Genomic DNA, 22,504 nt, shown 5'->3' with positions numbered 1-22,504 from the left:
CACATCATGTCTGAACTAACAGGCGCTTTGTCACACCTGCAGCAACTTGAAGCGGAAAGCATCCATATATTCCGTGAGGTGGCGGCTGAATTTAAAAAGCCGGTAATGTTGTATTCAATCGGTAAAGACTCGTCAGTTTTACTGCATTTAGCCCGTAAAGCCTTTGCACCTGGAAAAATTCCGTTTCCGCTGCTGCATGTCGATACCAACTGGAAATTTCGCGAGATGATCGAGTTTCGCGATCGCTTAGCTAAAGAGTACAACTTTGAGCTGCTGGTGCATAAAAACCCGGAAGGGCTAGCGATGAATATTAACCCCTTTATTCATGGCAGCGCCAAACACACCGACGTAATGAAAACACAAAGCCTGAAGCAGGCACTGAACAAATACGGTTTTGATGCCGCCTTCGGCGGTGCGAGACGCGATGAAGAAAAATCACGTGCCAAAGAGCGGGTGTATTCGTTCCGTGACAAACACCACCGTTGGGACCCGAAAAACCAGCGGCCAGAGCTGTGGAATGTGTATAACGGCGCTATCAACGAAGGCGAAAGTATCCGTGTATTTCCACTGTCAAACTGGACTGAACTGGATATCTGGTTGTACATCCTGCAGGAAAACATAGACATAGTACCGCTGTATTTAGCCAAACCACGACCGGTAGTAGAGCGTAGCGGCACACTAATTATGGTAGATGACGAGCGCATGCCATTAGAGCCAGGCGAGACGCCCGAGTTGAAATCAGTACGCTTTCGCACCCTGGGCTGTTATCCATTGACTGGCGCTATTGAGTCAACCGCTGACACGCTGGAAGGCATAGTAGAAGAAATGTTGCGCGCCCGCACGTCGGAGCGCCAGGGCCGGGTTATTGACCAGGATCAGTCAGGCATGGAAATGAAAAAACGCGAGGGGTACTTTTGATGTCGGTAACAAATACTACAGTGACCTCGTTAAACGAGCAGCTAAACAGTTTAGGTATTCGTGGTTATTTGCAACAGCACCAGGATAAAGGCTTGCTACGGGTGTTAACCTGCGGCAGCGTTGATGATGGCAAAAGCACCCTAATTGGCCGCCTGCTGCACGACAGCCAGCAATTATATGATGACCAGTTAGACGCATTAAAACGCGACCACAAAGGCCGCAATAGCGACGGCGAGCTGGAACTGGCAATGCTGGTCGATGGTTTGCAGGCCGAGCGCGAGCAGGGCATCACGATAGACGTGGCATACCGTTATTTTTCTACCACTGAGCGTAAGTTTATTCTGGCAGACACACCAGGCCACGAACAATATACCCGTAATATGGCTACCGGTGCCTCTACCTCCGACGTGGCGATTTTGCTGATTGACGCCCGTTATGGTGTGCAAACGCAAACCCGCCGCCACAGTTTTATTTGCTCGTTGCTAGGCATTAAGCACTTAATCGTTGCGGTAAACAAAATGGATATCGTCGGCTACAACGAAGCCACCTATAACGCCATTAAGCAGGACGTGCAGGCATTAATGTCGCAGCTGCAGGTGCCAACGGTAGACGTAGTACCCATGAGCGCGTTAAAAGGCGAAAACATCTTAACCTTATCAGCCAACATGCCCTGGTATACCGGCACGGCACTGTTGCCATTGCTGGAAACGCTGCCAATACCGCAGTACGGCGGCGCAGCTACGCGCTTTCCGGTGCAGTATGTGAACCGGCCAGATCTAAACTTTCGTGGTTTTGCCGGCACGCTGGTCAGCGGCCGTTTAGCCGTGGGCCAGGCCGTTACCGCTTATCCATCGGGCAAAAAAAGTACCATTAAGCAAATTGTTAACTTTGAAGGTGAGCAACCTTCGGCAACAGCGGGCCAGGCTATTACCATCACACTGAACGATGAGATTGATATTAGCCGTGGCGACTGGTTGGTGCCGTCGACAGACAGCGTTAACCTGACCAACCGTGCACTGGCTTATCTGGTGTGGTTTAACGACCAGCCGCTTGAACCCGGCCGGTTGTACGATTTAAAACTGGCAACGCGTAAGAGTAGTGTCAGTATTAACCGGTTAAATCATAAAGTTAATATTAACACCTTGGCGCAAGAAGCCGCCGAGCAGGTTGCGATGAACGACATTGCCCTGGTTGAGTTAGAGTTAACCGAAACCCTGCCGTTGGACACCTTTAAAAACCAACCCGGTACCGGTAATTTTATTCTTATCGACCGCTTAAGTAATGCCACGGTAGCCGCTGGCTTAATTCAGAATGTGTTGGCAGAGGAAAAACCTGTAGCCGCCGATATCAGCGTTTTTGAGCAAGAACTGAACGCGTTGATCCGCAAGCATTTCCCACACTGGGGTGCGCGTGACGTGCGTGAACTGTTTAAGGGCAAACCCTGATGGCTTATCAGCAGTATGGTGTGATCCTGCTGCTATTGGCATTGGTGGCGGCGCTGGTTTTCAGCAAACGCTCACCAGCGCTATGGTTTGGCGGCGCTTTGCTAGCCAGTTATCTGGTGGGCTGGTTGCCGCTGGATGTGGCCCTGCAAAATTTCGCCAATCCATCATTAATTACGCTACTACTGTTGCTATTGGTGTCAATTGGCATTGAAAAGTCGCAATTAGTTAGCTGGTTAAGCAGGGGGTTTCAGGGCAGGCGTTTAAGCAGTGTGATTGCCCGGCTTAGCTTGTCCAGTGCGTTAATGTCGGCGTTTATAAATAATACAGCGGTGGTGTCTACATTAATGTCGACACTGCGGCATCACAACCATTTTTCTGCGTCCAAGCTGCTGTTGCCGTTGTCATACAGCGCCATTTTAGGCGGCATGTTAACGTTAATTGGCACCTCAACTAATCTTATCGTCAACGGCTTTGTGCAGGATACAGGCCATGCCGGCTTGGGCTTTTTTGATTTTACTTTGCTAGGCGCGCTGGTGTTGGCTGCCGGTGTTGTGGTGCTGATAATCGGCAGCCGGTGGTTGCCAGACAACAGCAAGCAGAGCAAGCAGGCCACACCGTACTACCTAAGTGCGCATGTTCGCGACGACAGCCAGCTTATTGGTAAAACAGTAGAGCAAAACCAACTGCGTGAACTGCAAGCCTTGTATTTGGCCGAAATTCAACGCGGCAACCAGCGTATTTGCCCGGTGACGCCGGATACCGTTGTCAGCGCCGGTGATGAGCTACGTTTTGTTGGTGATATTGAGGCGGTATCGCGGCTGCAACAGTTTCCTGGTCTGGAGCTATTACGTCAGGATCAGCAACAGGGCGAGCTGCTGGAAGCGGTATTAAGTTACAGCTCACGGTTGGTTGGCAAAAGCCTGAAGCAAATTCGCTTTCGGCATGAGTATGACGCCGTTGTAATTGCTGTGCGCCGTGGCCATGAGCGGCTGCAGGGCGGCTTGGGTGATTTAATGCTGCATGCCGGTGACGTGCTGATTTTATCGGTAGGTAAACATTTTCCCGGCCAGCATCAATTAAACCAGGAGTTTATTTACGTCAATGGCCTGTCTATCGCCACACCGTTGCCAAAGCGACGCAGTCATTGGGTGTTAGCTGGGTTTGTTTTGGCGCTGACCCTGTCACTGATAGACGTGCTGCCATTGATTAAAAGCCTGCCGGTGTTGCTATTGGCTTATGTTATGGGCGGCGCTGTCAGCGTTAACGAAATTAAAAATCGGTTTCCACTCGAACTGTGGGTGATTGTTGGCTCAGCGATAGGTATTGCTCAGTTAATGATCCAAACCGGTGTAGCTGCGCAGGTGGCTAACGGCTTAGTTACCCTGGTAGATGGTTATGGTGCCTATGGCGCGTTAGTGGCGGTATTTGTTGTAACCTGGCTGTTTACCGAGCTGGTAACTAATAATGCTGCAGCAGCGCTTACGTTCCCCATCGCCTATGCTATCGCGCAAAACCTCGGCGTCGATCCGGTACCGTTTTTTATGGCGGTCGCTTTTGGTGCATCTGCCAGTTTTATTTCGCCGTTTGGCTATCAAACCAATCTGATGGTTTACTCGGCTGGCAATTATCAGCTACGCGACTATATTCGCCTCGGCGTACCGATGGCATTAGTATACGGTGCGGTAGTGTTAATATTTTTACCACTGATTTATCCGTTTTAAGTGATCAAGAACAATGACAAATACTGATATTAAATGGCAACAACATGATATTGGCCTAAGCAACCGTGAGGCACTATTTGGCCATAACAGCGCGGTGATCTGGTTTACCGGTTTATCCGGTTCGGGTAAGTCTACCGTCGCTAATGCCCTGGAGCAGGCGTTAGTCGCGCAGGGTAAACACACTTATTTGCTGGATGGTGACAACGTTCGCCACGGTTTATGTGCCGACCTGGGGTTTAGCGCTGAAGACAGAACTGAAAACCTGCGCCGGGTGGGTGCGGTAGCCGGTTTAATGGTAGACGCCGGTTTGCTGGTGTTAAGTGCGTTTATTTCGCCATACCGCAATCAGCGTGAGCTGGTAAAAAGCTTTATTCCGCCGGGCAAATTTATTGAAGTGCATATTGCCACCCCGCTGGCGGTGTGCGAGCAGCGCGATGTAAAAGGCTTGTATAAAAAAGCCCGCGCCGGCGAAATCAGCCACTTTACCGGTATATCTGATCCGTACGAAGCGCCAGAAGCTGCCGATCTAGTGCTGGACACCTCCGCAACGCCGCTGCAAGATAGCGTGCAGCAACTGCTGGCATTGCTAAAGCAGCGGGAGATCATCTAATGAACTATTTGCCGGCCATTATTGATATCGCCGAACAAGCCGGTCAGGCTATCCTGGCAGTATATCAGCAAGACAACGCCGCTTTTAATATCACCGGCAAAGCGGATGACTCACCGCTGACAGCAGCCGATTTAGCTGCGCACCAGTTAATTGTTAAGGCGTTAACGGCATTAACGCCAGAGCTGCCGATTTTGTCAGAAGAAGCCGCTGATATCAGCTGGGACATCCGCCAACACTGGCAGCATTACTGGCTGGTAGACCCACTGGATGGCACTAAAGAGTTTATTAAGCGCAACGGCGAATTCACCGTCAATATCGCACTTATCGAAAACGGCGAGCCGGTGCTGGGGGTGATTCATGCGCCGGTATTGGCAAAAACCTACTATGCCGCTAAAGGCGAAGGCGCGTTTTTAAAACAACAGTCCGCCGTGACAGCTATTAAGGCAAACAGCGCCAGCGCGCAGCAGTTGGTTAAGGTCGTCGGTAGCCGCAGTCACCCCAGCCCGGATTTAGCCGGTTATCTGGCGCAATTTGGGCAACATGAAATGGTGCCGGTCGGTAGCTCATTGAAGTTTTGCTTAGTAGCCGAAGGTAGCGCTGATGTATACCCGCGCTTTGGCCCGACAATGCAATGGGATACCGGTGCCGGGCACGTTATTGCATTAGAAGCGGGCGCCAGTGTCAGCTTTGATGGCATAAGCAACCGGGTGTACCAGCGTGAAAACCTACGTAACCCCAATTTTATCGTGTCGGCGCTTACTACATGAAATCGCACTGAATTAACGACTGCCACATAGAAATTGGTTACACTAGGCGCAACAAAAATAGGTGACTTATGCGTTTAGACAAATTTATATGTGACTGCACCGGCTTAACCCGCAGTCAGGCCGGCAAAGTGATCCGGCAAAAATTAGTAACCCTTAATGGTGAGCAGGTAAAGCAAGCAGCCCTGCAGGTAAAAGATAGCGATGTGGTGTGCCTCGACGGCGAACAGCTGCAGTTAATTGGTCTGCGCTATTTTATGCTACACAAGCCGGATGGCTATATCTGCTCTACTGAAGACCCAGACCACCCAACCGTATTTACCCTCATGGACGAGCCGTTAATTGAGCGACTGCACACTGTTGGCCGGCTGGATTTAGACACCACCGGTTTAGTGTTGATAACCGATGATGGCCAATGGTCACACCGCATCAGTAGCCCCAAGCATCATGTGGCGAAAACCTACCGCGTCTGGACAGCGGATCCAATCCCTGCCGCAGCGATTGTGCAATTTGCCGAAGGCGTAATGCTGCGCAACGAGAAAAACGTCACCTTACCAGCTGAGTTGGAAATAATTAGCGACACTGAAGCCCTACTTACCATTCACGAAGGCCGCTACCATCAGGTAAAGCGCATGTTTGCCGCTATCGGCAACAAGGTAGAGAAGTTACATCGCGAGAAAATCGGCGGCTTGCAGCTGCCAGATGACTTAGCCGAGGGTGAGTACCGACAGCTAGCTGCTGAACAGCTGGCGCTGTTAAAAGGATAACGGCAATGCGCCTTTTACTCTGTAGTTTATTATTGGTCTGCCTGACAAGTGCGGCCGAAAGTGCTGCATGGCAGCTATATAAAGCGGTTGGTGAAACCCGGGTAGAATATCGTCACAATGCCGATAAGCTGCTGCAAGTTAAAGCCCAAACTGAAGTAAGTGCAACGCCAGCGTCTTTTTTGCATCTGCTGGAAGACACAGCACATATCACCAAATGGGCTGCGAATACCGAAAAAGCTCAGCTGCTGGGCCAGCCAGATGCCAATACTCACCTAGTGCACACCTATTTTAGCGCCATATGGCCGGTGTCGAAGCGGGATATGGTGACACAGTCAGTGTGGCAGCAAGACGCCGCGAGCGGTGTCTTGACTATGGTGGTTACCGATATGGGCAAGCATTTTCCCGAGGTGCAGGGTTACGTCCGTATGCAGCAGGTGCAGGCAAAGTGGACCTTGACACCACTACCCAATGGCCGGATGAAAATTGAGTATCATGGCCAGGCTGACCCGAGTGGTAAGTTACCGCATTTTATCGTTGATAAAGTCGCGCTGAAATCATTACTAAAAACCTTTTCACAGCTGCAGAAAACATTACCGGACTACCAGCGGCCCTATCCAGGCTTGGTAGATGCATTTTTACCTGCAAAATAAAAAGCCGGCAATAAAAGTGCCGGCCCTTGTTAAGACGTTTTACTGAACAAAAGTCTTTAAAACTTGACCAGCTCGCCCTTGAGTGCCACACCAGCCATGATATTGCCGGCACCACATTGAAATTCTGTTGCGCTGCTAAATTCATTGTTCTTATAGTTTGAGCGGATATTAACTACCGCATCATATCCACGCTTTTTCGCCGCTTCTTGCAGTGCTTTAATGGCAGACAACAGTACCCACTGGCAAGCTTCATCATCCGATTTGCCGACAGCATTGGTTTTTTTATTAGTGCTGATGTCGCCCCAGTTATTGCTCACGGCGGGATGGTCTTGGCCAGCGAAGTAAAACGGTACGTCAATCAACGCCTGCTTTGCTTTATCTGTACCGATAATGCCAGCTAATGGCAAGTTGAGTACGTCATTGCGGGCCTGCGCTGCGCCACTGATTACTGTGGCAGATAGTGCCAGTACGGTTAAAACTTTATTCATAATAATGTCCTTGTTGGTTAAATATCCATGCCAGTGCCACACCAAAGCTGGTGTTATGCCGGCGTTGAAGTAAAGGGCTATCGGCAAAACTGACGCCCTGTAGATTATCGTAACGGATAAAAGCACCCAACCACCAGCGTTTATGTTGCCAGGTAACACCATTTGACCAGCGCCAGCCGGCATAACCAGAGCGGGCAGCGTACTGTGGCCGTTCTACAGTAGCAAAAGCAGGGCTTACGCCGTACAAACGCTGGTGATAATTGTTGGTGCTCCAGTTCATTGTCAGCTGGCTGGTCCACTGCAACTCAGCGGCCAATTTCTGCTGCCAACGCAGCTGCGGTTCCAACCGCCAGCCGGCATCATGCCAGTGCCGCAGATCGGTGGCAATGGCTTTGCGCAGCGGCAGGCGTAGTTGCAGCTGTTGCTGGTCGTTTTTAAGCAGCTGATAATCTGCTGTTGGACCAATTTCGGTAAGCCACAGCAAATCTGGCATACCCTGGCGGGCAATATTGTCGTCGCTGTTAACCGGTAAAGCTGCGGCCAGGCTCAGGTTTAGCGACAGCTTGCCGACGGAAAATAGCTGCCCCAGCGCTTCAGAACGGGTTAATTTCAGCTTGTCACTACGGTAAGTAAAGTAGGGAAATGGCAGCAAATATTGCTGTTGTTGCGCAGCGCCCGGATAATCAGGTAATTGGCTGTAAGCCACGCCGACACCTAATTGCCAGGCTGCCTGCTCAGCACTGGCATGCCAGCACGCAGTAATACAGCACAGTGCTATAATGCTGCACCAGCGCATCTAATCAGGCCACCGTTTAAAAATCAGTGAAGTATTAATACCGCCAAAAGCGAAGTTATTACTCATCACGTAGTCGGTGTGTAGCTGGCGACCGCTATCGCGGATGTAATCTAACTCGGCGCAGGCAGGGTCAAGCTGTGTCAGGTTCAGCGTAGGAGCAAACCAATTGTCGCGCTGCATCATTATACTGGCCCAGCTTTCTATGGCTCCACAGGCACCCAGCGTATGGCCCAGATAACTTTTTAACGAGCTGATGGGCTGCTGTGGACCAAATACCCTGGCAGTGGCATGGCTTTCGGCGATGTCACCGCGGTCGGTTGAGGTGCCATGGGCATTGATATAGCCAATGGCCGTGGCGGGTAAGTTAGCATCTTGCAGCGCCAGTCGCATGGCGGTTTCCATGGTGCTGTCGGTGGGTTGGGTAACATGCACTCCGTCAGAGTTAGTACCGTAGCCCACCACTTCCGCATAAATAGTGGCACCGCGCGCCAGTGCATGTTCCAGCTGTTCCAGAATAAGGGTGCCAGCGCCTTCGCCTATCACCAGCCCATCGCGGCCGGCATCGAACGGTCGTGGTGTCAATTTGGGCGTATGGTTTTTTGTGCTGGTGGCGTACAGGGTGTCAAAAACTGCTGCCTCAGTTGGACACAACTCTTCGGCGCCGCCGGCGACCATCAGCAATTGTTTGCCATATTTTATGGCTTCATAGGCATAACCAATACCTTGCGATCCCGAAGTACAAGCTGAACTGGTAGTGTGCACCCGGCCTTTAATGCCAAAAAACACCCCGACATTTACTGCTGTGGTGTGGCCCATCATCTGGATATAGCTGGTGGCTGTAACGCCGGTCATATCGCCGGTGGCCATCATGCGGCCAAACGCCAATACCGGCTCTGTACTGCCAGTAGACGAGCCGTAAGCAATGCCGCAGCGGCCATCTGTCAGTGCCGGGTGGTCAAGTAAGCCGGCATCCTGCAGTGCCAATTCGGTAGCGCGGGTTGCCATTAAGGACACCCTGCCCATCGAACGGACTAATTTGCGCGAATAATGTGCTGGCTTGGCAAAATTAGTTACCGGCGCGGCTAACCGGGTGCTCATGTTGGTGTACAAGTCCCACTCTGGCATCACGGCAACAGCGTTACGGCCTTGCTGTAATGCTTGCTTAAATTCTGGCCAGTTATCACCTAAAGCGGTAACAACTGACATGCCAGTTACAACGACCCGCTGCATCAGACTAACCCGCCATTAACTGAAATAACCTGCCGCGTGATATAAGCGGCTGGCTCAGAGCATAAAAAGGCCACGGTGGCAGCAACTTCGGCAGCACTGCCGGCGCGGCGTAACGGGATCATTTTCATCAGCTCTTCCTGCGCCACGTCTTGCAGCATATCGGTATCTATTAAACCTGGTGCTACACAGTTGACGGTAATTTTGCGTTTGGCTAGTTCTATCGCCAGCGCTTTGGTGGCACCAATTAAGCCGGCTTTAGAAGCACTGTAGTTTACCTGGCCGCGGTTGCCCGCTATGCCGGATACTGAGGCGATAGTGACAATGCGGCCACCGCTGCGTAGCTGAATCATCGGCATTATCAGCGGATGTAGTACATTATAGAAGCCATCCAGATTAGTGTGGATCACACTATCCCAGTCATCTTCGCTCAATGCCGGAAAGGCCCCGTCACGGGTAATGCCGGCATTGCATACTGCACCATAATAGGCGCCATAGCAGGCAATATCTTGCTCCAGTGCAGCGCGGGCAGCGGCGCGATCAGCCACATCAAACTGCAGTATGCAGGCGTGGCGTCCCAATGCTTGGATTTCGCTCACTACCGCCTCAGCGCTGGCGCGATCGCTGCGACAATGCACGGCAATGTCAAAACCGTCTTTGGCAAGTTGCAAGGCGATGGCTTTGCCAATACCGCGGCCTGAGCCGGTGACTAATATTCGTTTCATTGTTACTCCGTTAACCAAACCCGGTAATCTTCCGGTTCAAACACGTTAAGCTTGGCGCTTACCAGCACTTCGCCGTGCTGCGAAATTTTGCAGTCAAACACACTAAGACCCGACTCGTCCATCACCACCTTGCTGGCACTGACACTAAGTTCGGCACCTTCGGCAAAGGCCTGTACGACTGGCTGATATTTGCGACAGCCCAGCAGAAAGCCCAGCCGCACACTGTCACCCGCGGCCAACTTATGCGCCCCAGCATAGGCTGCTACGGTTTGCGCCATATATTCAATGCCGACATAGGCTGGCACAGAGCGATTATGGCTATCAAAAAACGCGCTTTGGGCATTTATATTAACTTTACATACAGCATGCTCGGCACCCGCTTCAATAAATTCATCAAGCAGGATCATTGGCTGTGCATGCGGCAGTACCTGTGCTATCGGGTAACCCGTTATCATGCTGTGGTTCCTAATATTAACGCGACGTTGTTGCCACCAAAAGCAAAAGAGTTTGATAAACAATACCGTACAGCTTGCTGCTGGCCTTGCTGTACCAACTTTAGCTGCGGTAGTTGCAAGTCTGCTGCGCCATCCCAGCAATGTGGGATCAAATAATGCTGCGGATTATAATCGGACAACATCAACCAGCATAGTGCGGCTTCAATTGCGCCTGCCGCGCCCAGTGTATGGCCGGTCATGCCCTTACTGGAGCTGGCCGCTACCTGCTGCAGACCAAGCGCAGCCAGTGCAGCACTTTCCATGCTGTCATTTAATGCAGTAGCGGTGCCATGTAAATTAATATAATCCAGTTGCTGCGGGCTAATACCGGCGCGCTGGCAGGCTTGGTTAATAGCACTTATGGCGCCCAGCCCTTGTGGCTGTGGTGCGGACATATGATGCGCATCGCTGCTAGCGCCACCACCGAGCAAGGCAATGCCGCAGTTGCCACGCTGCATTATAAATAACGCGGCAGCCTCACCAATATTGATGCCATCACGGTTGGCACTAAAAGGCTGACATAAACCGGTTGATACCGCTTCCAGCGCTGCAAAGCCGCGCAATGTCAACTGACACAGCGAATCGACACCGCCAACAATCACTGCATCTGCCAAATCCGCTTGTAGCAAAGTTTGTGCGCTGATTAACGCTTTGGCGCTGGACGAACACGCAGTAGAAATGGCATAGGCTGGGCCGCTGACATTCGCCAGCCAACTGATAAATTCAGCCGGTGCCATCATTTCCTGCAGCTGATAATCGAAATTTGGCGCGAACTGCTGTTGCTGCATCTGCAACGCTAATGCTTGCTCACCCTCAGCAATACCCGAGGTGCTGCTGCCAATAATAACGGCAATGCGCTCAGCACCAAATTGGCTGCGTAAAGCGGCAACCTCGTCAGCAATTTGGCTAAAGGCTAATGCGGCCAGCTGGTTATTACGCGTACGGTAATACATGGGCCAAGCGCTGTGATCAGGCAGTGCGGCACGGACTTCACCAACAATGACACTTTGACCAGCGGCAAGTAAATCGGAGCGTTGCCGCATGCCGGCCTGGCTGCCGGCCATGGCATTACGCCACACTTCAGCTTTGTTGCTGCCCAGTGCGCAACATAGACCCAGAGCGCTTAGGCTGCTTAATGTTGTCATAACAGATCCTGCTGTAAGGTATTAATTTGTAACTGATAAGTTTGACTGCTTAGCTGGATCTGCTTACCCGGTTGTAGCTGACCAGCCTGCGTGATAGTCATTAACACCGAGCCATCATCACGTAATATCTGACGTTGGCCGTCTTGCTGGCGCAGGCTAAGTGCTTGTAGACGGCTGTGCAACAATGGCTGCGGCAGCAGTGCCAATTGCATTTCGGCTAATAGCCGGCTGGCAAATTCCGGCTGATTAAATGGCGCCATACCGGAGACCGTTAGCTGATGGCCGCGCTGATATTGCAAGCGCCACATTTCATGCCCCAGTGGCGATAGTGCGACCAGCAGGTAGCCTTCCGCTTGCAGCAATGCTGTGAGTAGAAATTGCTGCTGGCGCGTTTCATCTTGCCAGCTCAGTTGCTGCATCAGTTGCTGTGGTGCGCCGGGCCAGTAGTCGACTAATTGATAGTGGCCATCATCCAGTGCTACCCAGCCTGCTGTTGCGGGCAGCCGCCAGTTTTGGCAGCCACCGAGCAGCAGTATACAGATAGCCAGTATTACTCTGCGTCCAGACATAATTCCCTTAACACATTTAACCGCCGTTCGGGTTCAGCGACATAGGGGTTAGTCTGATCCCAGGCATAGCCGGCCAGAATTGAGCTAATCATAGCGGTGACTTTGGCCTGCCGCTGCCGGCTAAAAATGACATCCTGAAAGCGGCCGTCGTACCAGGCGGTAACAAAGGTGCGAAAGGTGTCGATGCCTTTACGCAGTGGCTTGCTATATTCTGCTTCCCAGTCCGGCGTTTCACCAGCCAGCTGCCGAAGCACCAAAGGCACCGCCATCGCCGCAGAGCGTAGCGCTATGGTAACGCCAGAGGAGAACACCGGGTCAAGAAACTCGCCGGCATTACCCAGCAGCGCAAAGCGGTTGCCGTGCAGGCTGCGCACATTAGCAGAATAACCGGTTAAGCTTTGCGCTTGGTTAATCGGTTCGGCCTTGGCCAGTAGCTCAGCAAGTTCAGGTGTCTGGTTGATATGTTGCCATAAGTTATCAGCAGCACTCAGCGCGGCATCAAAGCGTTGTTGCTTCGCCACGACACCTAAACTGGCGGTACCGTCGCTAAACGGGATCAACCAAAACCAGACATCCGGCAGACTAGAGTGCACCGTGATGAGAATTTTGTTGCGATCAAAGCGCTGATCGCTAATGTTGTCGCGGATATGACAAAAACTAGCTTGGCGCACCGGGAAATCAGAGGCTTGCTCCAGATCTAACAGCCGAGGTAATACCCGGCCAAAGCCGCTACCATCCAACATAAAGCCAGCACTAAGTTGATACTGCTGGCCGTTGTCGTCGCTAACGTTAAGCACCGTGCGCTCGGGCGCGTTAATATCAACCTGGTTAACGGTTACACCGTAACGTATTTGCACACCTTGTTCTGCCGCAGCATCGGCCAGAATTTTATCAAAGGCGGCCCTTTTTACCTGAAAGGTCGTACCGGGGCCGGGGCTAAATTTGTCTGTAAAATCAAAGGCGGTGCGAAAGTCATTTTTCAAAAATGCCGCGCCGTTTTTAAACTGAAAGCCGTTTGCGGCTGCCTGTTGTTGCACGGCGTGCTCTAACCCGGCTTCTGCCAGAAACTGCATGCAGTGCGGCAGCAAGCTTTCGCCAATGCTAAAGCGCGGAAAATGTTGCTTTTCAACACACAATACTTTTTTCCCGGCCTTGCTTAGCAAGGCACCGGCGCAGGCGCCAGATGGGCCGGCACCAATAATCACTACGTCAAAGTGTTCCACCAGAAACAGCCTCCTTGTGGCAGATCAGGGTTAATAGCGGCGCCAACAATGCAGACAGCGCCACGCCGGAAAACACGGTAAAACCAAAGCTAGCAACGGCCGGCGTTTGGCTGAAGCTCAGCATACCAAAAGCCAGGCAGCTGGTGGCAGCCGACAGCAATACCGCTTGCATCACTTCAGTTTTATGCAGGGTAGAGGTAAAGAATACGGCATAGTCTAATGCCAGAGCCAATACTAACAACGCCGCCACCAGATTAAACACATTAAGGTGTTGTTGCCGCCATAAGCTGAAACACAGCGCGGCGCCTATTGCCAGCGTTAGCAGCAATGCGCTGGCCAATGCCGCTTTAATGCCCCGCCGCCAGCTTAGCACCGCAATACTGAGTAATAATGCTAATAGCAGCCAGGTAAGTAGCTGGCTGCGTAGCTGCTGCAGGCTGCTATTGGTGTCAGCGATTGGATCAAGCAAGTATACCGCTGGCAGCTGCGCCACCGCCTGTTGCAGCAACGCCGCTTCGCTTACCTGCTGCAACAGCACAATAGCTGCCGTTTGCGTTCCGACGCGAAAATGCTGCTTTACCAAGGGTGAAGTAAAGTTAGCCGTGGTTAACCAGTCTGTGCGTGCCGACGGTGCCTGCAGTTGCAACTGCGATAAATAAGTTTGCAGCGCCGGGCTTTGATAGGCTTGTTGCAGTAACTGTTGGCTGGCGGCCTGTTGTTGCTGTGATGTCAGTTGTTGGCTTAGCCCTTGCCAGCGCGCAAACCAACCTTGCTGCTGCCATTGCGTTAAGGTGCTTTGCAAAACGTGCTCTTGTGCCAGTGCTTGTTCGGTGCTGTCAGCCAGCAATACCAGAAAACGGCTGTCCCATTGTTGCGCTCCCAGGGCGCGAACTTCGGCTTCCTGCTGCAGCAAACCGGGTGGACTTTGGCTAAATAAGCGGACATCGTCGCTAAAACGGCCTTGTAGCAGCAAAAACACGACTACTGCACTAGCACTTAGACCAATCAGCCATACCCATAACGCTGTCGCGCGTTGATAACCTTGCGTAATACGGGCACAGCTATGCTGTAACCAGTAACTGTTATGCAGTTGTCGTGGTGCCAGCAGCAGCGGCAACAGCAGCCAGACACTGATAAAGGCAGCCACCAGGCCAGCCAGCATAAACACCGCGACCTGCTGCAGTAAGCCAAAGGGCAACCACAGCAGTGCCAGATAGCCCAGCAGCGTGGTTAACAAGCCCAGCGCCAGGCTGGGCAGCATAGCGCTAAAAGTACTTCTAGCCTGATTGGCAGCCAGCATGCCATGAAACGAATAATCTATCGCGATACCAATTAATGTGGTGGCGAATACCAATGCCAGCACATGTGGTTGCTGAAATACCAGCAGCAGTGCCGCTAAGCCGGCTATTAGCGCTGGTAGCAGTACGACAGTAGCCAGCAATAATGGCCGGGCACTGCGGAAACTGAATACCAGTAACAGCAGAATGGCCAGTAGCGAGATGGTGCCATAAAACTGCATTTCAAAACTGGCGTTGGCGCTGGCGTGCACCGCATGAAATAACACACCACTGCGGGCTATATGCAGCTGCGGCCATTGCGCACTAAGTGCGCTAAGCTGCTGAGCCAGTTGCTGTTGCAAAGCGCTGGCCGGCACGCGGTCAAACGGGTCAGTGGCGGTTTCTGCGTACAGCACTACGGCATCACCCTGCCGCGTTTCAAACCAGGCTTGCTGCAGCATTAGCTTGCCAGCCGTTTGTTGTTCCATAAACTGCTGAGTTAGCAATAGCGGGTCTTGGCTTAGCGCCTCGCTCAATAGCGGTGCCGGGCTGTATAGCCGTTGCCAGGCAGCATCTACTAAGGGCTGGTATTGGCCTTGTTGCAGCAAGTCTAGGGTTTGTGGTGAAAGCAACAAAGACTGGTGCTGTTGATACTGCTGTTGTAGCTGAGTTAACATCGTGCCCGGCTGATGCCAGCTTAGCCCCTGAATGGGCTGTTGCAGCAAGCTGGTAGCAGCCTGACGTAACTGCGGCAAAGCCAGGCCAGATAACTTTAGTGTTAACTGCCGGCTGCTGTTCACCTGTGTTAGCAATTGTTGCTGCCAGGGTTCGGCGGAGGTGGGCAGCAACGCGGTGATGCTGCTGCTCCATTGCCGCTGCGGTAACTGCAATAACAGATAGGCCAGTAAGCAGATAATAATGGCCAGCCAGCTATATGGCGCCAGACGGGCCAGCTTAGTCAAGGTTGGCCTCTGGTTGTAAGTCAATGGTTGTGCTGTTGCCGTTGCTTTCCTGCAGCACAATTCGCTGCAGTGTCGCCTCGCCACATAGGCGGATCTGCACAAATAGGTTACTCAGTGGTGCCTGCAAAGGTTGCAACAGCTGACAATCGTTGTCAGCGTCGCTCAGGGCAAAGTGGTCGTTAATAAACTGATGCTGCTGTTGCAATACGGCCAGCATCAGCTGGCCGACAAACTCGCTGCCAGCTACAGCAACATACTGCTGTTGCTGCCACTGGCTGACGCCGGCCGGGCTAACCAATAGTTTACTGTCGACCGGCGTGGTGGTGTGCCACAGCAATTGCCCGTCTTGCAGCAGAATATAGCCACTACTTTTCAGCGCCACCGGTAAGCCTTGTAGCTGTTTACTCTGGTTGAAACTTAGTTGGCCCTGCAAGGGTTTAAAGCGCAGCAGAGCCTGGCTGTCAGTGGCCTGCGCCGGCATTAATAGCAAGGCCAGCAGTAGAACACAGCCCAGGCGAATCATGGTTGTGGTAGCCCAAGTTTGTCAAACAACACCGCTGGGCTTTCAAAACACATTTCTTTGCTATTGATATCAATTGCAACCTGTACCGTGCTGGCTTTGGTTAGCTTTTTACCGCTGGCTACATCGGTGATCAAATAGTCTATCTTCAACCGGTTTTCCCACTCTTTCAGTGTCGCCTTCACCTTAATTTTGTGGGCAAACAAGGCCGACCCGACATACTTAATCTGCAGATCGACGATAGGCCACATATAGCCTGAGGCTGACATATCGGTGTAGTCATAGTTGAAGCTGCGTAATAACTCGCAGCGGGCCACTTCGAGATACTTTACATAATGACCGTGCCACACGACCTGCATGGCATCGACATCAAAAAACGGCACATCAATAATGATTTCAGCACTGCGCATCGTTGCTCTCCGTATACAGCGGCCAGTGCTGCTGTTGTAACTGCGCCACTAACTGGCGCAATTCGGCCTCCAGTGGCCGGTCTTCGGCTACTACAGCATGCTGTTGCTGCAAACTGTGCAGCATCTGCTGCAGCTCGGCGGTTAAACTACTAAAGCACAGCTCACCCTGGGCAATGCGTAATTGCACGGCTTGCTGCACCGCCAGTAAGGACGCTGCCACTACCTGCTCAGTTAGCTGCAACACCCGTAAGCAGTCGCGTGCTGCTATGGTGCCCATACTGACTTTGTCCTGATTATGGCACTCGGTAGAGCGCGAGAACACACTGGCCGGCATGGTTAGCTTCAATGCTTCGGCGGTCCAGGCACTGCAGCCAATTTGCACCGCTTTAAAACCGTGGTTAATGTAACGTCGCTCAGCACTGGCGGCCGATAAGTTAGACGGTAGGCCGTGGTTAAACTTAGTGTCCATCAACAGTGCCATTTGTCGATCATGCAAGTCGGCCAGATTGGCAACGGCGGTTTTCATCGTGTCCATTACCATGGCAATATGGCCACCGTAAAAATGGCCACCGTGCAGCACGTGCTCACCAATACCATCGATTATGGGGTTGTCGTTGGCGCTATTCAGTTCATTTTCAATGGTGTGTTTAAACCATGGTAGTGCATCGCGCAACACGCCGATAATATGCGGTGCGCAGCGAATAGAGTAGCGGTCTTGTAAACGGCTGGAATTACGCGGGTGTTCATGATGGTTTAAATCATTGCGGATCCAACTTGCTACTTGGTTCTGGCCCTGATGCGGCTTAACACTAAATAAAATGTCATCAAAGTGGTGACTATTACCCTGCAGCGCCAGGCTGGCCAGTGCCGTAATGCGACTGGACATACGGGTTAAATATTCAGCACGCTGGTACGCCTGACAGGCCAGCGCCGTCATCACCGCAGTGCCATTCATAATGGCCAAACCTTCTTTTGGCCGTAAGGTGACCGGGGTTAGGCCTAATTCTGCCATCACCTCGGCAGAAGGCCGTATCTGGCCTTGATAATACACCTCACGTTCACCAATCAAGGCCGCAGCGATATAAGAAAGTGGTGTCAAATCGCCACTGGCACCGACACTGCCTTCCTCAGGGATACGCGGCACAATATCATGATTTAAAAATGCCACCAGCAGATTAAGCAGCTCAAAGCTAACGCCGGAATAGCCCTGACTAAGCGAGCATAACCGGGTTGCTAAAATGGCGCGGCCTTGCTGTTTACTAAAGTAGTCGCCCAGGCCACAGCCATGAAAACGGGTTAGATGAATAGGCAGCTCATACACCTGCGCTAATGGCACTTTCACCGTAACGCTATCGCCGTAGCCGGTGGTAACACCGTAAATCACGCCATCTTCTTTTAGCAGCTTGTCCAAAAAGGCCACGCCGGCGTTAATTTTCTCTGCAAAGTGGGCGTCGTCGCTCAGGTTTACCGGAGTAGCCTGACGGGCAATCGCATTAATCTGCGCAATGCTAATGCGGCCATTGCCAAAACTAATGCTGGCCTGATCGTGTTGTGCTGGCTGTGATAAACCGGCTTCAAGTACTGCTGTCACCTGGCGTTTCCTTCTGTTGACTGGGCTTTTTGTTGACTGGGCGTGGGTAGGTGCCAGAAGTCATAAAAATTAAACCATTGTAACGGGTAGCGGCAAGCTACCTGCTCCAGTTGTTGCGCATACTGCTGTATTGTAGATTGTAACGCCTGTTGCCGCTCTTTACGTGGCAGCTGCAACTGCTCGGCAAAATGAGTAAATATCAGCTTGTAACCGTTTTTTTGCCGCATACAAAACATCAGATATACCGGGCACTGTAGTACGCTACCTAATACCCAGGGGCCAATAGCAAAAGGCGCCGGTTTACCGAGAAAGTCAGCCCAGACCGCGCGCTCAGGCGCTTGTGCTGAAATACGATCGCCGACGATCACCACCAACTCACCGCGTTCAATACATTCGCTTAGCATAACGCTGACCGTTGGGGTTAACTCCGTCACTTCAATCAGGTTTAGATCAACGTCGCTGTTGCTTTCTTTCAGTATGCGGTTGAATGCCGCAGTATGCTGCGTATGCGCTAACACATTAATCCGCACTGTATATTTGCTGCGCACTAAAGCCCGGCACACTTCCTGATTGCCCAGATGGCTACCAATTATTAGAGCGCCCTTACCGGTTTGTATAATATTGTCAAAACTGACACTGCCTTCATAGCTAACGCTACCGACAGGAATACGGCCGAGCCAGCCGTCAATTTTTGCCAGTGCTGCCATGGCAAATTGCCAAAAATGCTGGTAGCTGCGCCAGTAACCCGGGCGCTGTGCAAATGGGCTCTGAGTGCCTTTATAGCTATGCACTTGTTGTAAGAACTGCATTGATGCAGTTCTGGCACTGCGGTCTTTCAGAAAAAAATAGCCCAGTACCGGCGCCAGCACGATCAAAATGACATATTTGCCACCAAAGCGATAAAGTCGTAGTAGCAACCAGATTGCCAGATAGCTGCCGTTTTCCTGCTTTTTTGCCCAGTGACTGGCTTTAGGTGAGGTCATACGCGCTGCCATTTGCGCCACAGTAACTTGGGTGCGCGCCATATCATGCCAAAAAACAATCGGGTATGCATTTTACTGATTAACCAGTTATCACGCAGCAGGTTAAAATGCGAGCGGCCGCCTTGCGGGTAAATAACCTTAGTGGGAAGAAACTGCACCACTACACCTTGCCAGTACAAGCGCACCATAATTTCAATATCAAAATCCATACGCTGGCCCAGTTTTACCTGGTCCAACAATGCGACGGTTGCTGTTAGTGGATAGACCCGCAGCCCCAGCATAGAATCTTTGATATCACGCGACAGGGTTTCTATGTGTACCCAAAAGTGCGTGATATGCCGACCAATACGACGGCTGCGTGGCATAGAATCATCGTAAAGCGGTGCACCGCTGATCAGTGCCAGTGGCTGCTCTGCTGATAGCTGCCAAAATGCCGGTATATCTTTAGTGTCATGCTGGCCATCGGCGTCAATTTGTAGCGCATGGCTAAGGCCAAGCTGCAGTGCATGGCGCAAGCCGGCTGTTACCGCTGCTCCTTTGCCGCCATTTTCCGCCAGTGTCAGCAGCTGTATCAAACTGTGCTGCTGAGCCAGTTGCGCCAGCACCTGTTTTGTGGGCAGATCCGAGCCATCATCAACAATAATCAGCGGTAACTGATACGGCAATAACGCTGCCACAGTCGCGGCTATGGTTTCATGATGATTGTAAATTGGAATGACAAAGCAATTACGCATCAGTTGCTGGGCTCCACTTTAAGCGGCCAGACGCGACTTTTTCACCGTTGCGGCTATAACTGAACAACGTCGTGTGTTCGGCACTGCGTTCAAGCACCAGCAGTAATTGGTGCCCTGGCCGTATCATTTGCTGAAATTTCAACACTTCTACCGCCTGTAGCTGCTGCAGTGATGGAAAGTACTGCCGGCTGTAATGTACGGCCCAATCCAGCTGCGCTACGCCTGGTAGTACCGGCGCGTCAGGGAAATGGCCGGCAAACCAGTGAATATCGGCGCTGATATCCAGCTGCAGGCTGAGCTGTTGCTCAGTTTGGCTGATCAGCGTCAGCGTAGGAAATAACTTAGTCATGGTGAAACAGCGCCTCCAATTGTGCGCGGGGTAATTTACCCTGGGCATTGTACGGCAGCGCCGTCAGATAACGAAATCGCTTTGGCAGTAGTACCCGTTCAAAGCGTTGCAACAAATGTTGTTTTAGTAGCTGATTTAGTGCCAGCTTGCCCTGCGTTTGCAGCACTAGCTGGCCGCTTTCTGATAATGCCAGTACCAGTGCCAGCTGGACTTTGGGTTGCGTTAATACCAGCGCGGCGGCGGCATTAACCCATTCGCTTTGCTGGCAGAATTGCTCCAGCTCTGGCAGAGACAAACGTTTTTCTTCCAGTTTTACAATGCGATCAAGCCGGCCAAGCAGGATAAAACACTGATCTGGCAATAGTTGCACCTTATCTTCGGTTTGATACGGCGTCTGATCGGGCAGATGCGGAGACTGCAGTACTAAGGCATCACGCTCGTCGCTGGTCAGTTGCACACCGGCAAAAGCGCGCCAATAGTTTTGGCTGTTCTGGCGTTGGCGAAAGCCAATACCGCCGGTTTCAGTACTGCCAAACACTTCTATCGGCGCCTGGCCCAAAGCCTCAACATAGCGTGCCGGTACCTCATCTGCCAAAGGCCCGCCAGAGCTAAAAATAGCGCTAATACTGGCCGAGTTAGCTGTTAGCTTAGCAATATCGTCAAAGCGGGCCAGATGTGCCGGGCTGGCAATAAAAATGACCTTGTGTTGCTGCAGTAACGCTTGCCATTGTTCAAGGTAGCTAAGCTGCTGACAATAAAAAGGCCGGTTGGCGCACAGTGGCCAAAGCAAACGGAACAGCAAGCCATAAATATGCTGGCCAGACACCGTGCCCGCTACCAGTGTGGCGCTTTGCAACTGGGCGGCAAATTGTTGTTGCAGGGTTTGTACTTCACGCAGTAACTGCGACAAGGTTTTGCCAATCAGTTTGGGAGTTCCGCTGGAGCCTGAGGTAAAAAAGCTGACACAACACTGCGGGCTTAAGCTCAGTTGTAACTGCGGTGGTGCAGTAATCGAGACGGCGATCTCTAAACAGCTAAAATGCTGCGTTGCTTGCCAGTCACAATGGCTGGCCGCCAAGGCCAGAGTGGCGGGTTGGCCATCAGCAGACAGCACTATATGTTTACCGGCCAGCGCCAGTGCAATTAACCAGATACTAAATTGCAGGCCATCCGGTTGATATAGCAGCACAGTGTCACCGTCCTGCTGCTGGATATGCTGGTAGCACTGCTGCACTGCCTGATACCACTGGCTATAGCTATAACGCTGGCCAGCATCGTCCAGCGCTATAAGTTGCTGTGCCGATGCCCAGCTTAGTAGCCAATAGCTACTTTTTTGCTCTAACACGACGTCTTACCAGCCATTCTGCGGCCATTAGTAAACCCATTAACAGATAGGCAATAAAGCCGTTGTATAATACCCACAGGTCCCAGTCACCCCACCAGGCCGTCAGCGCCGCTATACTGCCGTTAAGCAAAAAGAAGGCGCACCAAACTTGAGTAACGTTGCGTGTATAGGCTACACCTTTAGCGTCCAGTTCACCGTCGATCAAGCGCGCCAGCCGTTCTACTACCGTCGGAGGGTAGAGCAATGACCAGCCAAACAGCAACAACATGCCACTGTTAACCCACACCGGGTAATACAACATCGCTTGCTCTGCCTTGCCGAGTATACTGGCAGCCAGTAGCACTATCGCGCTGAGTAAAAAAAAACCGCGCTGCGACAGCGGGCTTTGGCCAAATAGGGCTTTTGCCAGCGCCAATAGCGCCAGCGGCGCTAAAGCGGCAGCTGGATGCCAGTGTGTTATAGCCCACCAGATGTAAAAGGGATACGCCAGCAGAGCCAGTTGCAACAGGGCTTTAACTAAAGGATGTTGCAGCATCAGGCGTCGATTAAGGCGTAAACTTCGTCAACCACGTTAGCAACAGTGCGCACCGCTTTAAACGCATCGGGCTCGATTTTCTTGCCGGTAAGCTCGCGCAGTTTTACCACCAGGTCAACGGCGTCGATGCTGTCCAGATCCAAATCTTCATATAGATTGGCCTCTAGCTGCACCTGCTCAGCGTCTAATTCAAATTCCTTCACCATCAGTTGTTGTAATACGACGAAGATGTCCTGTTTTGTTTTCATTATTGCGG

General features: G+C 51.9%; 25 protein-coding genes. 7 read left to right on the top strand and 18 right to left on the bottom strand.

Annotated elements, in window-relative coordinates; all coding sequences use genetic code 11:
• The first annotated feature begins 6 nt into the window (after positions 1 to 6).
• The 7 genes from cysD (at position 7) to I4W93_RS15940 (ending at position 6,875) form a co-directional block, all read left to right on the top strand.
• The gene (gene cysD / locus I4W93_RS15970; RefSeq protein WP_205311796.1) at positions 7 to 918 is read left to right on the top strand and encodes a sulfate adenylyltransferase subunit CysD; all 912 of its coding nucleotides are present in this window, start codon (positions 7 to 9) and stop codon (positions 916 to 918) included.
• Complete coding sequence (cysN, locus tag I4W93_RS15965; protein WP_205311795.1) at positions 918 to 2,363, top strand: sulfate adenylyltransferase subunit CysN; 1,446 nt, start codon at positions 918 to 920, stop codon at positions 2,361 to 2,363. Before cysD ends, cysN begins: the two co-directional genes overlap by 1 nt.
• A complete protein-coding gene (locus I4W93_RS15960) occupies positions 2,363 to 4,084 on the top strand; it encodes an SLC13 family permease (RefSeq protein WP_205311794.1) in 1,722 nt (573 codons plus the stop codon). Before cysN ends, I4W93_RS15960 begins: the two co-directional genes overlap by 1 nt.
• Before the next feature lie 13 nt (positions 4,085 to 4,097).
• Positions 4,098 to 4,694, top strand: a complete 597-nt coding sequence (gene cysC, locus I4W93_RS15955) for an adenylyl-sulfate kinase (RefSeq protein WP_205311793.1) — start codon at positions 4,098 to 4,100, stop codon at positions 4,692 to 4,694.
• Positions 4,694 to 5,461, top strand: coding sequence for a 3'(2'),5'-bisphosphate nucleotidase CysQ (cysQ, locus tag I4W93_RS15950; protein ID WP_205311792.1), 768 nt, complete (start codon positions 4,694 to 4,696; stop codon positions 5,459 to 5,461). Before cysC ends, cysQ begins: the two co-directional genes overlap by 1 nt.
• Before the next feature lie 68 nt (positions 5,462 to 5,529).
• Positions 5,530 to 6,225 carry a 16S rRNA pseudouridine(516) synthase RsuA gene (gene rsuA / locus I4W93_RS15945; RefSeq protein ID WP_205311791.1) on the top strand — a complete coding sequence of 232 codons (696 nt, stop codon included), beginning with the start codon at positions 5,530 to 5,532 and terminating at the stop codon, positions 6,223 to 6,225.
• A 5-nt stretch (positions 6,226 to 6,230) separates the two neighbouring features.
• The gene (locus tag I4W93_RS15940) at positions 6,231 to 6,875 is read left to right on the top strand and encodes an START domain-containing protein (protein ID WP_205311790.1); all 645 of its coding nucleotides are present in this window, start codon (positions 6,231 to 6,233) and stop codon (positions 6,873 to 6,875) included.
• A 56-nt stretch (positions 6,876 to 6,931) separates the two neighbouring features.
• Here the strand turns inward: I4W93_RS15940 and I4W93_RS15935 are convergent, their stop codons facing one another.
• The 18 genes from I4W93_RS15935 to I4W93_RS15850 are packed head-to-tail and all read right to left on the bottom strand — an operon-like array spanning position 6,932 to position 22,496.
• Positions 6,932 to 7,363 carry an excinuclease ABC subunit A gene (locus tag I4W93_RS15935; protein ID WP_205311789.1) on the bottom strand — a complete coding sequence of 144 codons (432 nt, stop codon included), beginning with the start codon at positions 7,361 to 7,363 and terminating at the stop codon, positions 6,932 to 6,934.
• Positions 7,356 to 8,159, bottom strand: coding sequence for a MipA/OmpV family protein (locus tag I4W93_RS15930; protein WP_205311788.1), 804 nt, complete (start codon positions 8,157 to 8,159; stop codon positions 7,356 to 7,358). The genes I4W93_RS15935 and I4W93_RS15930 overlap by 8 nt, the downstream gene beginning before the upstream one ends.
• Positions 8,160 to 9,389 carry a beta-ketoacyl-ACP synthase gene (locus I4W93_RS15925; RefSeq protein WP_205311787.1) on the bottom strand — a complete coding sequence of 410 codons (1,230 nt, stop codon included), beginning with the start codon at positions 9,387 to 9,389 and terminating at the stop codon, positions 8,160 to 8,162.
• The gene (locus tag I4W93_RS15920) at positions 9,389 to 10,111 is read right to left on the bottom strand and encodes a 3-ketoacyl-ACP reductase FabG2 (RefSeq protein WP_205311786.1); all 723 of its coding nucleotides are present in this window, start codon (positions 10,109 to 10,111) and stop codon (positions 9,389 to 9,391) included. Before I4W93_RS15920 ends, I4W93_RS15925 begins: the two co-directional genes overlap by 1 nt.
• Before the next feature lie 2 nt (positions 10,112 to 10,113).
• Positions 10,114 to 10,566 (bottom strand): hotdog family protein, encoded by a 453-nt coding sequence (locus I4W93_RS15915; RefSeq protein WP_205311785.1) that lies wholly within the window; start codon positions 10,564 to 10,566, stop codon positions 10,114 to 10,116.
• Positions 10,563 to 11,750, bottom strand: coding sequence for a beta-ketoacyl-ACP synthase (locus I4W93_RS15910; protein WP_205311784.1), 1,188 nt, complete (start codon positions 11,748 to 11,750; stop codon positions 10,563 to 10,565). Before I4W93_RS15910 ends, I4W93_RS15915 begins: the two co-directional genes overlap by 4 nt.
• Positions 11,747 to 12,319, bottom strand: coding sequence for a DUF3261 domain-containing protein (locus I4W93_RS15905; protein ID WP_205311783.1), 573 nt, complete (start codon positions 12,317 to 12,319; stop codon positions 11,747 to 11,749). The genes I4W93_RS15910 and I4W93_RS15905 overlap by 4 nt, the downstream gene beginning before the upstream one ends.
• On the bottom strand, positions 12,301 to 13,542 hold the full coding sequence (locus I4W93_RS15900; RefSeq protein ID WP_205311782.1) for an NAD(P)/FAD-dependent oxidoreductase: 1,242 nt from the start codon (positions 13,540 to 13,542) through the stop codon (positions 12,301 to 12,303). Before I4W93_RS15900 ends, I4W93_RS15905 begins: the two co-directional genes overlap by 19 nt.
• Positions 13,529 to 15,781 (bottom strand): MMPL family transporter, encoded by a 2,253-nt coding sequence (locus I4W93_RS15895; protein ID WP_205311781.1) that lies wholly within the window; start codon positions 15,779 to 15,781, stop codon positions 13,529 to 13,531. Before I4W93_RS15895 ends, I4W93_RS15900 begins: the two co-directional genes overlap by 14 nt.
• Complete coding sequence (locus tag I4W93_RS15890) at positions 15,774 to 16,304, bottom strand: outer membrane lipoprotein carrier protein LolA (protein ID WP_205311780.1); 531 nt, start codon at positions 16,302 to 16,304, stop codon at positions 15,774 to 15,776. Before I4W93_RS15890 ends, I4W93_RS15895 begins: the two co-directional genes overlap by 8 nt.
• Positions 16,301 to 16,711, bottom strand: coding sequence for an acyl-CoA thioesterase (locus tag I4W93_RS15885; RefSeq protein ID WP_205311779.1), 411 nt, complete (start codon positions 16,709 to 16,711; stop codon positions 16,301 to 16,303). The genes I4W93_RS15890 and I4W93_RS15885 overlap by 4 nt, the downstream gene beginning before the upstream one ends.
• On the bottom strand, positions 16,698 to 18,302 hold the full coding sequence (locus I4W93_RS15880; RefSeq protein WP_205311778.1) for an HAL/PAL/TAL family ammonia-lyase: 1,605 nt from the start codon (positions 18,300 to 18,302) through the stop codon (positions 16,698 to 16,700). The genes I4W93_RS15885 and I4W93_RS15880 overlap by 14 nt, the downstream gene beginning before the upstream one ends.
• Positions 18,299 to 19,327 (bottom strand): lysophospholipid acyltransferase family protein, encoded by a 1,029-nt coding sequence (locus I4W93_RS15875; protein ID WP_205311777.1) that lies wholly within the window; start codon positions 19,325 to 19,327, stop codon positions 18,299 to 18,301. The genes I4W93_RS15880 and I4W93_RS15875 overlap by 4 nt, the downstream gene beginning before the upstream one ends.
• Complete coding sequence (locus tag I4W93_RS15870) at positions 19,282 to 20,019, bottom strand: glycosyltransferase family 2 protein (RefSeq protein WP_205311776.1); 738 nt, start codon at positions 20,017 to 20,019, stop codon at positions 19,282 to 19,284. Before I4W93_RS15870 ends, I4W93_RS15875 begins: the two co-directional genes overlap by 46 nt.
• Complete coding sequence (locus I4W93_RS15865; protein WP_205311775.1) at positions 20,012 to 20,368, bottom strand: ApeI family dehydratase; 357 nt, start codon at positions 20,366 to 20,368, stop codon at positions 20,012 to 20,014. The genes I4W93_RS15870 and I4W93_RS15865 overlap by 8 nt, the downstream gene beginning before the upstream one ends.
• A complete protein-coding gene (locus I4W93_RS15860; RefSeq protein WP_205311774.1) occupies positions 20,361 to 21,713 on the bottom strand; it encodes an AMP-binding protein in 1,353 nt (450 codons plus the stop codon). Before I4W93_RS15860 ends, I4W93_RS15865 begins: the two co-directional genes overlap by 8 nt.
• On the bottom strand, positions 21,694 to 22,248 hold the full coding sequence (locus I4W93_RS15855; RefSeq protein WP_205311773.1) for a COG4648 family protein: 555 nt from the start codon (positions 22,246 to 22,248) through the stop codon (positions 21,694 to 21,696). The genes I4W93_RS15860 and I4W93_RS15855 overlap by 20 nt, the downstream gene beginning before the upstream one ends.
• Complete coding sequence (locus tag I4W93_RS15850) at positions 22,248 to 22,496, bottom strand: acyl carrier protein (RefSeq protein WP_205311772.1); 249 nt, start codon at positions 22,494 to 22,496, stop codon at positions 22,248 to 22,250. Before I4W93_RS15850 ends, I4W93_RS15855 begins: the two co-directional genes overlap by 1 nt.
• Between the last annotated feature and the right edge of the window lie 8 nt (positions 22,497 to 22,504).

The sequence above is a fragment of the Rheinheimera maricola genome (genome assembly GCF_016918075.2).
In the GTDB taxonomy this organism is placed as follows: domain Bacteria; phylum Pseudomonadota; class Gammaproteobacteria; order Enterobacterales; family Alteromonadaceae; genus Alishewanella; species Alishewanella maricola_A.
The sequence above is the reverse complement of the archived record's forward strand: the minus strand, read 5'-3'. Positions and strand labels throughout refer to the sequence as shown.